General features: G+C 61.9%; 14 protein-coding genes. 10 read left to right on the top strand and 4 right to left on the bottom strand.

The window, feature by feature from the left end:
* Nucleotides 1–51: 51 nt before the first annotated feature.
* A complete protein-coding gene (lpxB, locus tag IQ24_RS02875; RefSeq protein ID WP_145396234.1) occupies nt 52–1206 on the top strand; it encodes a lipid-A-disaccharide synthase in 1155 nt (384 codons plus the stop codon).
* On the opposite strand, the gene IQ24_RS02870 is transcribed toward lpxB, so the two are convergent.
* Complete coding sequence (locus IQ24_RS02870) at nt 1190–1537, bottom strand: RidA family protein (RefSeq protein ID WP_145396232.1); 348 nt, start codon at nt 1535–1537, stop codon at nt 1190–1192. The two genes, lpxB and IQ24_RS02870, sit on opposite strands and share 17 nt — an antisense overlap.
* Nucleotides 1538–2067: 530 nt before the next feature.
* Between IQ24_RS02870 and IQ24_RS02865 the strand changes: the two genes are divergently transcribed.
* Complete coding sequence (locus IQ24_RS02865; RefSeq protein ID WP_145396230.1) at nt 2068–3627, top strand: TerC family protein; 1560 nt, start codon at nt 2068–2070, stop codon at nt 3625–3627.
* Nucleotides 3628–3670: 43 nt separating this feature from the next.
* Here IQ24_RS02865 and IQ24_RS02860 read toward each other — a convergent pair whose 3' ends face one another.
* Nucleotides 3671–3868, bottom strand: a complete 198-nt coding sequence (locus IQ24_RS02860; RefSeq protein WP_145396228.1) for a hypothetical protein — start codon at nt 3866–3868, stop codon at nt 3671–3673.
* Between the two features lie 126 nt (nt 3869–3994).
* Here IQ24_RS02860 and IQ24_RS02855 point away from each other — a divergent pair, with 126 nt between their 5' ends.
* Both IQ24_RS02855 and IQ24_RS02850 read left to right on the top strand, forming a co-directional pair.
* Nucleotides 3995–4603: a TetR/AcrR family transcriptional regulator gene (locus IQ24_RS02855; RefSeq protein ID WP_145396226.1), complete on the top strand. Its 609-nt coding sequence runs from the start codon at nt 3995–3997 to the stop codon at nt 4601–4603.
* 107 nt (nt 4604–4710) lie between these two features.
* The gene (locus IQ24_RS02850) at nt 4711–5709 is read left to right on the top strand and encodes a glycine betaine ABC transporter substrate-binding protein (RefSeq protein WP_145396224.1); all 999 of its coding nucleotides are present in this window, start codon (nt 4711–4713) and stop codon (nt 5707–5709) included.
* 93 nt (nt 5710–5802) lie between these two features.
* On the opposite strand, the gene ilvC is transcribed toward IQ24_RS02850, so the two are convergent.
* Nucleotides 5803–6825, bottom strand: a complete 1023-nt coding sequence (gene ilvC / locus IQ24_RS02845) for a ketol-acid reductoisomerase (protein WP_145396222.1) — start codon at nt 6823–6825, stop codon at nt 5803–5805.
* Between the two features lie 128 nt (nt 6826–6953).
* Between ilvC and IQ24_RS02840 the strand changes: the two genes are divergently transcribed.
* The 6 genes from IQ24_RS02840 to IQ24_RS02815 all read left to right on the top strand — a co-directional run bounded on the left by IQ24_RS02840 (nt 6954) and on the right by IQ24_RS02815 (nt 11044).
* Complete coding sequence (locus IQ24_RS02840; protein ID WP_145396220.1) at nt 6954–7409, top strand: Lrp/AsnC family transcriptional regulator; 456 nt, start codon at nt 6954–6956, stop codon at nt 7407–7409.
* Nucleotides 7406–7873, top strand: a complete 468-nt coding sequence (locus IQ24_RS02835) for an Lrp/AsnC family transcriptional regulator (RefSeq protein ID WP_145396218.1) — start codon at nt 7406–7408, stop codon at nt 7871–7873. The genes IQ24_RS02840 and IQ24_RS02835 overlap by 4 nt, the downstream gene beginning before the upstream one ends.
* Nucleotides 7874–7885: 12 nt before the next feature.
* Nucleotides 7886–8482, top strand: coding sequence for a hypothetical protein (locus IQ24_RS02830; protein ID WP_145396217.1), 597 nt, complete (start codon nt 7886–7888; stop codon nt 8480–8482).
* Between the two features lie 82 nt (nt 8483–8564).
* On the top strand, nt 8565–9866 hold the full coding sequence (locus IQ24_RS02825) for a lipoprotein-releasing ABC transporter permease subunit (RefSeq protein WP_145396215.1): 1302 nt from the start codon (nt 8565–8567) through the stop codon (nt 9864–9866).
* Nucleotides 9859–10527, top strand: coding sequence for an ABC transporter ATP-binding protein (locus IQ24_RS02820; RefSeq protein WP_145396214.1), 669 nt, complete (start codon nt 9859–9861; stop codon nt 10525–10527). The genes IQ24_RS02825 and IQ24_RS02820 overlap by 8 nt, the downstream gene beginning before the upstream one ends.
* 19 nt (nt 10528–10546) lie before the next feature.
* The gene (locus tag IQ24_RS02815) at nt 10547–11044 is read left to right on the top strand and encodes a phosphatase PAP2 family protein (protein ID WP_145396212.1); all 498 of its coding nucleotides are present in this window, start codon (nt 10547–10549) and stop codon (nt 11042–11044) included.
* Here the strand turns inward: IQ24_RS02815 and IQ24_RS02810 are convergent.
* A complete protein-coding gene (locus IQ24_RS02810; RefSeq protein ID WP_145396211.1) occupies nt 11041–11856 on the bottom strand; it encodes a hypothetical protein in 816 nt (271 codons plus the stop codon). The genes IQ24_RS02815 and IQ24_RS02810 overlap by 4 nt on opposite strands.
* Nucleotides 11857–11872: the final 16 nt, after the last annotated feature.

The following is an 11872-nucleotide window of genomic DNA, read 5'->3' as shown; positions in this document are numbered from 1 at the left end:
GCGCGTCTTGCGGCCCCTTGCGCGGCAAACCATGAACAGGACCGGCCAGCCATGAAGTTCTTCATTATCGCGGGCGAGCCATCGGGCGACAATCTGGGTGCGGCGCTGATGGACGGGCTGGCTACGCTTGAGCCCGGCGTCACCTTCGAGGGCATCGGCGGTCCGGCGATGACGGCGCGCGGGCTGGAAAGCCTGTTCCCGATGGATGAGCTGTCGATCATGGGGATCTGGGAGGTGCTGCCCAAGTACCGCTCATTGAAGGCGCGGATCGCGCAGACGGCTGAGGCGGTGCTGGCCTCGGGCGCGGATGCGCTGATCACCATCGACAGCCCGGATTTCTGTCTGCGGGTGGCGGGGCTGGTCCGCGCCTCGCGTTCTGATTTCCGCACAATCCATTATGTTGCGCCCTCGGTCTGGGCCTGGCGCTCGGGCCGGGCGGCCAAGATGGCGCGGGTGATCGACCATGTGCTGGCGATCCTGCCTTTCGAGCCGCCGCTGATGCGCGCAGCCGGGATGAGCTGCGATTTCGTCGGCCACCCGGTCGTGACCGAACCTCGCGCCACGCCGGAGGAGGCCGAGGCTTTCCGGCAGGAGCACCAGATCGCCCCGAAAGCACCGCTGATCCTGTGCCTGCCGGGCTCTCGCCGGACCGAGGTGGCGCGGCTGGGCCCCCGCTTTGACGAGGCCTTGAAGCGCGTCCACGACCGTGTGCCCGAGATCCGTGTTGTCCTGCCGACCGTGCCGGGCGTCGCGGGGCTCGTGCGCGAAATGACTGCAAGCTGGCCAAGCGCGCCCATCGTGGTCGAAGGCGAGGCGCAAAAGCGCGTGGCCTTCGCCGCCGCCGATATGGCGCTGGCGGCCTCGGGCACGGTCAGCCTTGAGCTGGCGGCGAATTCCGTGCCCATGGTGATCGGCTATGACGTGGCGCCGCTCAGCCGCATGTTGATCGGGATGCTTTTGAAGGTCGATACGGTGACGCTGGTCAATCTGGTCAGCGAGACCCGCGCCGTGCCCGAGTTTCTGGGCAAGAACTGCCAGCCTGCACCGCTGGCGGGCGCGCTGATGCAGCTTCTGGAGGATCCGGCCGCGCGCGAGGCGCAGCTGGAGGCGATGAACCTGACGATGGACCGGCTGGGGCGCGGCGGCGAGGCTCCGGGCCTGCGCGCCGCGCGTTCGGTCATCGAGGCGATCAGATCGCGGCGGTGATGATGATCTCGACCAGATAGTCGGGCGTCGCCAGCGCGGATTCGCCTGCCGCACGGGTCGGGGCGTGACCCGGCGCGACCCAGGCGTCCCAGACGGCGTTCATCTCGGCGAACTGGGCCATGTCGGCCATCCAGATCTGCGCGGTCAGGATGCGGGTCTTGTCGGTGCCGCATTCGGCCAGAAGACGCTCGATCTGGGCGAGGATCGCGGTGGTCTGTTCGGCGACCGAGGCGCCCGGCGCGCCGACCTGACCGGCCAGATAGGCGATGCCATTGTGCACGACGGCCTGGCTCATGCGGGTGCCGGTTTCGATGCGCTTGATATCGGCCATGTGGGGAATCCTTTCGATGAAGATGAACCGCTCATGCGGGAACAGCGCAGTCATGCCAAAGGCTTGCCCTCGGATCAATGCCAGATGCGGGCAGGGTGCGACTTGCCCCGCACAGCTTCTGCGACAAATCGCCTGAGCCCTCCGTCAGGGCTTGCCAGCGGCCCCCTTGTGTTTAATTCTGGCCGTGACGCATCATTAAGGCAGGTCGATGAGTATTCCGGGTATGCCGGGACGCTGCGCAGAGATCGAAGGCGGCGACGACCGCGACGATCCTGACAGTACGGACGAGGGATCTACAGGCAGGCAGGCTTGGCCTGTCCGCTGCCGTGTCCGCCATGATGCGCTGTTTCTGAACATGTTTCGACCGTCCGCATGACGATCACCCTGCTGTCCGAAACCGGGGCCGGGCATTTTCCCATTGCCTCTGACGCCGACACCGCCGGGCCGTTCCGCCGATTCGGTCAAGCCTTCCCGCCCGCATGGGCGCGGGGGGATTGCGGCATGTTCCTTCCCCTTCGATGGAGTTGACCTTGTTATTCGAATGGATGTCCGATCCGGCTGCATGGGCGGGGCTTGCCACGCTGATCGTGCTTGAGATCGTGCTGGGCATCGACAACCTTGTCTTCATCGCGGTGCTTGCCGACAAGCTGCCGCCCGAGCAGCGCGACAACGCCCGCAGGCTGGGCCTGATGCTGGCGCTTCTGATGCGGCTGGCGCTGCTGGCCTCGGTCGCCTGGATCGTGACACTGACGCAACCGCTGTTCAGCATGTTTGGCCACGGGTTTTCAGGACGCGATCTGATCCTGATCTTCGGCGGCCTGTTCCTGCTCTTCAAGGGCACGATGGAGCTGCACGAGCGGCTGGAGGGCCACGCTGCCCGGGAAGAGGGACGCACGCATCACGCTGTCTTCTGGCAGGTGATCGCCCAGATCATCGTGCTGGACGCGGTCTTCTCGCTCGACAGCGTCATCACCGCCGTCGGCATGGTCAAGCACCTGTCGGTGATGATGATTGCGGTCATCATCGCGGTGGGCGTGATGATGCTCTCTGCCAAGCCGCTGATGGCCTTCGTCTCGCGCCACCCGACGGTGGTGATCCTTTGCCTTGGCTTCCTGATGATGATCGGCTTCTCGCTGATCGTCGAAGGCTTCGGGTTCCACATTCCGAAGGGCTATCTCTACGCGGCCATCGGCTTCTCGGTCCTGATCGAGGCGCTGAACCAGATCGGGCGGCGCAACCGCGAAAGGGTGCTGACCACCGGCGACTTGCGCGACCGCACCGCCGAGGCCGTGCTGCGCCTTCTGGGCGGCAAGCGCGGAGAGGTCGAGCTGGGCGGGACTGCCGATGTGATCGCCGACAAGGCGGCCGAACAGGCGATCTTTGCGCAGGAAGAGACCGAGATGATCAAGGGTGTCCTTGGTCTGGCCGACCGCCCCGCGACCTCGATTATGACCCCCCGGACCGAGATCGACTGGATCGACCTCGACATGGAGGACCAGCAGATCCGCGAACAGATCCTGGGGCTGAACCATTCGCGCATTCTGGTCGGGCGCGGGTCGCTGGACCAGTTCCACGGCGTGGCGCTGGTGCGCGACCTGCTGCGCGATCTTTTGACCGATGGAAAGATCAATCAGGAGCGCTCGGTCCGTCAGCCGCTGGTCGTGCATGAAAGCATCGACGTGCTGCGCCTGATGGAGCAGCTGCGCCTGTCGCCGATCCAGCTGGCGGTGATCGTCGATGAGTTCGGTTCGCTTGAGGGGATCGCAACGCCGACCGACGTGCTTGAGGCGATTGCCGGTGACTTCCCCGATGAGGACGAGGCCCCGCTGACCGTCGAGCGGCGCGAGGACGGCTCGCTGCTGGTCGATGGCTGGATCGACATTCGCCGCGTCTCGCAATTGCTGGACGTCGATCTGTCCGATGAGACCGAGCGCTACTCGACGCTCGCGGGCTTCATCCTGTGGCAGCTGGGCCATCTGCCGAATGAAGGCGACAGGGTCCGGGCAGGGGGGCTGAGTTTCGAGATCGTGGCCATGGATGGCCGCGCCATCGACAAGGTGTCAATCACTCAGGCACCGATGGACGAATAAGCAAAAAGGGGCGCTCTGGCGCCCCTTTTCGTTTGGTTTCAGGTCAGTGCACCATGGTCCAGGTGATCTGCGAGGGCGGCGTTTCCTCGGGCTGGACCTCTTCGTCGGGTGCTTCCTCGGTGCCGATCAGGCGGAAGGGCAGCAGCGCGGGTGCCATCCCCCGCGCCGGGTTGAAATGCGACTTCGCGGCGCGGCCAAACCTGCGCGGCGTGGAGGTTTCAACTTGCTTCAACTCTTTCATGTCAGTCGGGTCCTGTTCGTTATCCATGACAAAACACTAGTTAATGAACTGCGTTCAATAATTCATGCAGTTGACCGGGCTGCCTGTCAACACTATTTATGAACAGTGTTAAAAAAGGTGATTGTCATGAGCCGTCCACTTCGGCAGCCGCGGGAAGAACTGCGGCAATCCATTCTTGATGCGGCCCGCGGGATTCTTGACCGCGAGGGCATGGAGGGGCTTAGCGCCCGCGCCATTGCCCGCGAAATCGACTATACTGCCGCGACGATTTACAACGTGTTTTCCTCGATGTCCGACATCGTGATGGAGATCAATCGCGAGACCTTGGCCGAGGTTGCGCTGCTGTTTTCGGCGCTTCCCAAGGACCTCAGCGCGGCGGATCGGCTGCGGGCGCTGTCGAAAAGCTATGTCTGCTTCATGCAGGACAATCCTGCCCGCTGGAACGCGCTCTTCGGCGGCAACCGCGAACGGGAAAGCTTTCCGAACTGGTACACCGGCACGATCGAGGGGCTGAAGCTGCAGCTTGCGCATCTGCTGATCGAGCATGCGGGAGATCTGGACCGCGTCCGGGCCGAGAAGCTGGCCGAGCATCTTTTCGTCTCGGTCCATGGCGCGCTGACGCTGGGTGTCGGACGCCGTCTGGACCTGCTGACACAGCGCGACACGCTGGATGTCGCGATGAGCGGGGTCGAGCTGATCCTGAACTCTCTGACGGCGGAGGCAGGAAAGCTTTGACGGAATAATCTTCCCAAACGGGTCTCAGAGGCTAGACTGAAGGGGACTCGGCGCTCTGTGGCACGCGTCCTGTCGGTTTCACCAGAAAGCCGCGAACAGGGAAGAAAATGAAGAAATTACTGCTTTCAACGATCGTCGCTGCCCCGCTTGCCTGCCTTGGCGGTGCAGCATTTGCAGATTGTGGCGAGCTGACCATCGCCAGCATGAACTGGCAAAGCGCCGAGGTTCTGGCCAATCTGGACCAGTTCATCCTGAACAACGGCTATGATTGCAGCGCCGAGATCACCACCAGCGACACCGTTCCCGCGATCACCTCGCTGGTCGAGAAGGGCACGCCCGAGATCGTCCCCGAGGCCTGGGTGGGTCTGGTGCCCGAGGTCTTCGCCTCGGGCATGGCCGAGAACAAGATCGTCTCGGTCGGCAATTCGCTGTCCGAAGGCGGGCAGCAGGGCTGGTTCATCCCGAAATACATGGTCGATGCGAACCCGGAACTGGCGACGCTGAAAGGCGTGCTGGAGCATCCCGAGCTGTTCCCCGCACCCGAGGATTCCTCGAAAGGCGCGATCTACAACGGGCCCGAGGGCTGGGGTGGCACCATCGTGACCAACCAGTTGGCCAAGGCCTTCGATCTGGAAGGCAAGGGCTTCACCGTGGTCAGCGCGGGCTCGGCTGCCGCGCTGGATGCGGCCATCGCGAAGGCCTATGAGGCCAAAGAGGGCGTGCTGGCCTTCTATTGGGCGCCGACCTCGCTTCTGGGCAAATACGAGATGGTGCGCGTTGATCTGGGCGTTCCGGTCGACATGGATGAGTGGAAGCGCTGCACCTCGGTCGCGGATTGTCCCGATCCGAAGCCCAACGCGATCCCGCCCGATGAAGTGCTGACGCTGGTCGCGAAACCCTTCGCCGACAGCGCCGATCCTGCGGTGCTCGACTATCTGTCGAAGCGCAACTGGACCAATGACACCGTCAGCAAGCTGATGGCATGGATGACCGACAATCAGGCGACCGGCGAAGACGGGGCCAAGGAATTCCTGCGTAACAACGAAGAGATGTGGATGGGCTGGGTCAGCCCCGAGGCGGCCGAAAAGATCAAATCGGCCCTGTGATCTGCGGTGCGGGGGCGGCCTTGCCCCCGCAGCCCGTCCGCCAAGACGAAAAAGCCCCGCGAAAGCGGGGCTTTTCCATTCCCTGAACGGGGATCAGTTGCGGGTCTTGTCGACCATCTTGCCTTTCGAGATCCACGGCATCATCGCGCGCAGCTTCTCGCCGACTTTCTCGATCTGGTGTTCGTCGTTGATGCGACGGGTCGCCTTGAACGAGGGCTGGCCAACCGAGTTTTCCAGCATGAAGTCGCGGACGAACTTGCCCGACTGAATGTCGGTCAGCACGTCTTTCATGCGCTTCTTGGTTTCTTCGTAGGGCAGAATGCGCGGGCCCGAGACATATTCGCCATATTCGGCGGTGTTCGAGATCGAGTAGTTCATGTTCGCGATGCCGCCTTCATAGATCAGGTCGACGATCAGCTTCACTTCGTGCAGGCACTCGAAATAGGCCATTTCCGGCTCGTAGCCAGCTTCGACCAGCGTCTCAAAGCCCATGCGGATCAGTTCAACCAGACCGCCGCACAGAACGGCTTGTTCGCCGAACAGGTCCGTTTCGCATTCCTGACGGAAGTTGGTCTCGATGATGCCCGAGCGGCCGCCACCGATGGCCGAGCAGTACGACAGACCGATGTCCATCGCCTTGCCGGTTGCGTCGTGGTGAACTGCGACCAGGCAGGGCACGCCGCCGCCTTTGGTGTATTCGCCGCGAACCGTGTGGCCGGGGCCTTTCGGAGCCATCATGATGACGTCCACGCCGGGCTTCGGCTCGATCAGGCCGAAATGCACGTTCAAACCATGCGCGAAGGCAATCGCAGCGCCCTCTTTCAGGTTGTCATGGACGTATTTCTTGTAGGTTTCGGCCTGCAGCTCGTCGGGCATGGTGAACATGACCAGATCGGCCCATTTCGCGGCTTCGGCGATATCCATGACCTTCAGGCCTTCGGCTTCGACCTTCTTGGCCGAGGCCGAGCCCGGGCGCAGCGCGACGACGACGTTCTTCGCACCCGAATCGCGCAGGTTCAGCGCATGGGCGTGGCCCTGCGAGCCATAGCCGATCATGGCGATTTTCTTGTCTTTGATCAGGTTCACATCGCAATCGCGATCGTAGTAAACGCGCATCGGGGCGTCCTTTCATGTTTGCTGCAGCGTTTCTAGCAGTCGCGCCAGCGGAGTTCTGTGCAATCTTTGCGCTTTCTGTCGAAAGATTGAGAGTGTAATAACCAGATACGCATTGAAGTGAAAAAATCATGTCTGACGCCACCGATCGCCGCATACTTCGTCAACTTCTGGCCGATCCCGATGTCTCGAACGCCGATCTGGCCGAACGGGCAGGGGTGACCTCTGCCAGCCTCTGGCGCAGGCTGGACCGGATGCGCGAGGCGGGCGTCATTCAGGCCATCGAGACCCGCATCGACTGGCGCAAGCTGGGCTATGAGGTCGAGGTCAGCCTGCGCTTCACCCTCGACAAGACCGAGCCGCGCGCCTTCGACGATTTCATCGCCGCCGCCCGTCTGGTGCCCGAGGTGACCGAGATCCAGACCTTCCTCGGCTCGGTCGACCTGCGCCTGTCGGTCATCGCCCGCGACATGGCGCATTGGCAGCAGATCTATCGCGAAAGCATCCTGACCCTGCCGCATGTGGCCGACTCGGATGCGCTGATGCTGGTCAGCAACATCAAGAACGTGCAGGCCCTGCCGCTATGAGTGACCGGACCGCCACCCCCGATGCGACCGATCTGGCCATCCTGAAGCTGCTGGCCTCGGACGCCACCCGCAGCGCCGCCGATATCGGGCGCGAACTTCAGATGACCCAACCCGCGATCTGGCGGCGCATTAAGCGGCTGAGCGATGCGGGCGTGATCGCCGGACGGCGCATCAGCGTCGACCAGACCGCCCTTGGCTTTGGCGTGACCGTTTTCCTGGGCATCCGTCTGGCCGCCAAGGGCCGCACCAGCCTTGAGGAATTCGAGCGCGCCGTGACCGCCATTCCCGAGGTCCAGACCGTCCAGCACGTCCTTGGCCAGTTCGACTATCGCCTGCGCATCAACGCCCGCGACATTGCCGATTTCGAACGCATCCTGCGCCGCCGCATCATGACCCTGCCGGGCGTCGGGCAGGTCGAGGCGAACGTGATGCTGTCCGAAGAACGCAGGCCGGGGCCGCTGTAAGGGGAGCGCTGAATGGCAGTATGGCTTGAGACGGACGAAAGCATGGATGTTCTCGTCTCGCTGCGGGAACTCGCCTTTCAGATTCCGCGCGCCGAATTGGATCCCCATTGCTGGAAGTGGGCCCTGCTAGCGCTTTCATGTGCGGTGAATAGCGCGCTGATCTGTTTGCTGTCCGGGACGGCCGGGATTGGAGCCCTGAGGGAGGATATCGCTGAACAAAAGCTAGAGGCTCATGCGAACCCAGTTTCAACCAAGATGCCCAAACGCTTTGGTGTGGAGCCAATTCACGTGCTTCTCGATCTTGCTAGCGGAAAGCGCAATAGACGTGAGCGCGCTGGCGGGGTAATTGCGGTTAGCCCCGAACAGCGCGAAGCATTCGATATAGTAGTTGGTCTCCGAAATCAGTTTGTCCATTTTACGTCAACGTGGTGGTACGTTGAGCTAGACGGCCTGCCCGGTAGGATGACGAGCGTCGTCGAAATCATTCAAGCCGTATTGGCGGATCCCTGGTCCCTTCGACATCGAGATGATGCAGAGCGCGATGAGGCGACAGCACTTTGTGACTCGATCCTGTGCAAACTCACGGAAGTGAAAGCGCTGCCCCACTGATCCAACAAGTCATCACGTCGTTGTTCTCTTGCGTTTTTGGGCGCGTCACGCCAAGCAGACTGCGGTTCAGGAAAGGCTTGCCATGGCTGCGACACGCCCCTTCTCCCACTTCGAATTCATGATCGCCTGGCGCTATCTGCGCGCCCGCAAGGCCGAGGGCGGGGTCAGCACGATGACTTGGATCAGCCTGATCGGCATCACGCTGGGCGTCATGGCGCTGATCGCGACGCTGGCCGTGCGAGCAGGCTTCCGGGCCGAATTTGTCGACACCATCCTGGGCGCGAACGCCCATAGCACCGTCTATTATGCGCCGACGCACGTCTATAACGACCTGACTGAGGAAACCTACACCGTCCCCGGCCGTGTCGAGAATTATGAGGACGTCGCCGCGCGCATCGCCGCGATCCCGGGCGTGACGCATGCCTTCCCCGTGGTGCGCGGGCAGGTCATGGCGGCCATGGGCGACCGCTCGAACGTGGCCGAGGTCTATGGCGTGACCGCCGATGCGCTGGCGGCCATGCCCCGGATCACCGATCCCGAAACCTCGGCCGGGGATCTTTCGAATTTCGACCATGGCATCGCCATCGGCTCGGGCATCGCGCGGGAACTGGGCGTGGGCATTGGCGACAAGCTGCGGCTGATCGCGCCCGAGGGGGCCAAGACGCCTGCGGGGACGACGCCTCGCGTTTCGGTCTATGAGGTGGTCTATATCTTCACCGCCGGGCGCTATGACATCGACCGCACGCGCGTCTATATGCCGCTGGCCGAGGCGCAGTCCTATTTCAACCGCGAAGGCGTCGCTGATGAGGTGCAGGTCTTCGTCAAGGACCCCGAGAAGGTCGACGACTGGACGCTGGATCTGCTGCAGGCTGCAGGCGATCGGGCGCAGGTCTGGACTTGGCGCGATGCTTCCAGTTCCTTCCTGAATGCGCTGGATATGGAGGATGACGTCATGTTCATCATCCTGTCCATTCTGGTGCTGATCGCCTCGATGAACATCACCTCGGGGCTGATCATGCTGGTCAAGAACAAGGGGCGCGACATCGGCATCCTGCGCACGATGGGGCTGACTCAGGGCTCGATCCTGCGGGTCTTTTTTCTGTGTGGCGCCTTCACCGGCATCATCGGCACGATTGCCGGGGTCATTCTGGGCGTCGTGTTCGCGCTGAATGTCGACCATGTGATGTCGGCGGTGAACATGCTCTCGGGCGGCAATGCCTGGGATCCGGCGGTGCGCGGCATCTATGAGCTTCCGGCGAAACTGCGCGCGGTCGATCTGGCCAAGGCGATTGGCCTCTCGCTGTTTCTGTCCTTCATCGTCACCATTTTCCCGGCCCGCCGCGCGGCCCGCATGAACCCGGTAGAGGCGCTGCGCTATGAATGAGGTCCTGCATCTCGACGCGATTTCCAAGACCTATGGCAAGGACAGCGCGGCTCCGGTTCCGGTCCTGAAGGGCCTGAGCCTCGGCGTCGGCAAGGCCGAGGTGGTGGCGCTGGTCGCCCCCTCGGGCGCGGGCAAGTCGACGCTTCTGCATATCGCGGGGCTGCTGGACACCCCCGACGAGGGCCGCGTGATCCTGAACGGGCGCGACATGACTGGCCTTGGCGACGGCCCCCGGACCGAGGCGCGGCGGCAGGAGCTGGGCTTTGTCTATCAGTTCCACCATCTGCTGCCCGAATTCACCGCTGCCGAAAACATCATCCTGCCGCAGCTGGCAAATGGCGTGTCGCAATCGGCGGCGCAGGCGCGCGCGCAGGACCTGCTGGGCCGCGTGGGGCTGTCGCACCGCGACAGTCACCGCCCCGCCGAACTCTCGGGCGGAGAGCAGCAGCGCGTCGCCTTCTGCCGCGCACTCGCGAACCAGCCCGCCCTGCTGCTGGCCGATGAGCCGACCGGCAACCTCGACCCCGAGACCTCGGACAAGGTCTTTGACGTGCTGATGACGCTGGTGCGCGAGACCGGACTGTCGGCGCTGATCGCCACGCATAACCTCGATTTGGCCTCGCGGATGGACAGGGTGATCCGGTTGGGAGAGCATGGCTGAAACGCGAGGGGAGAGAGGGATGAGAGCCATTGCCATCTGCTGCGCGCTTGGTGCCGCGCTGCCCGCCGCCGCCGATCCGTTCGAAGAGTTCGGCACGGCGATGAAATACGGCCTGCCGCTGGCGGCCGCCGTCTGCGCCAACAAGCAGGACCGGCTCGAGGATTTCGCCGTGCGCGGCGTCCTGCAGGCGGCGCTGGTCTGGGGCATGAAAGAGTTCTTCGACGGTCAGCCGATCTCGCGCCGCCCCTCGGGTGAGGGGAAGGGCTTCCCCTCGGGGCACACGGCGGCGGCCTTCTTCGGTGCTTCGGATCTGGCGGGGAAGTGTTTCAAGGACCAACCCGAGGCGGGGCTTGCCGCCTATAGCGCCGCCGGCCTGACCGGCTGGAGCCGCATTCATGCAGGTGAACACACCTCCCAGCAGGTCTGGACCGGCGCGCTGATCGGCTTTTCCTTCGGTGCCGCGAGTTTCGGGATCGGCACCGATGGGGCGGAGTTTTCGGTGGGGATGCGGTTTTAGACGTATCGCTCTGGTGGAATGCCACTATTTTTAAAGCTTAATTTTATGGATTCGTAAAAATTATACTCTTGAAATGAGCCAGAATATGGTTTGCATATTGCAGCAAAATTCCCGGTTTCTTTTATGGTCACTTCCCCCATTCTTTCGGGTGGGATCGAGTCGAGATACATCTGCGCAACAAGCCCATCGAAGTATAATCGTACGTACGGTGGGGAAACGTGATCTGGGTTTAGTTCAACTTCCCTGGTCAAAACTAGTGGCGTAAAATTGTGATCATGCATGTCGCCATAGAATTGAATGAGTATAGTTGGGAACTGGGCGTAGCTGCTTCTTGAGTGGTTGAGAGTGCAGTCTTTCAGTTTCTCGACAACATCGTCAGAAAGCTGAACTTCGCTCATGTCTGGCAGATTGGAGACAGCCGCTCTCCATGCGACACTTACTAGGAATCTGTGTAAATCTGCAACGTCGGGAATATTGAAGAACCGAACTCTGGAGCCGAATTTTGCATTGCCATAGGGTAAAAATCTAGGAGGGTCGTTCTTCCAACCGGATCTAACAAGGCGTTCTCTTCGAAGAATGTTTATCGCAGAACCGTCGATGGAAGCGAGAATGTCTTCTCCCTTCCTTGTGACGATGGAGCGATCGTACCAGCTATTCCATTTTTTCGAGAAACCTCGACCGGTGGTAGTTTGGTAAATCTTTTCGCCGCTTCGATTAATGAATGTGAGCGCCTTTGGTATTATATGGCAGTCAACTAATTTATTGGTTTCGCCGGTTAATAAGCACTGCCCGAAAGATTTTTTCTTGGACATAGTTTTATCCGATGTG

The organism is Paracoccus sulfuroxidans (assembly GCF_007830335.1).
GTDB lineage: Bacteria > Pseudomonadota > Alphaproteobacteria > Rhodobacterales > Rhodobacteraceae > Paracoccus > Paracoccus sulfuroxidans.
This window is presented reverse-complemented; position numbering and strand designations above follow the sequence as displayed.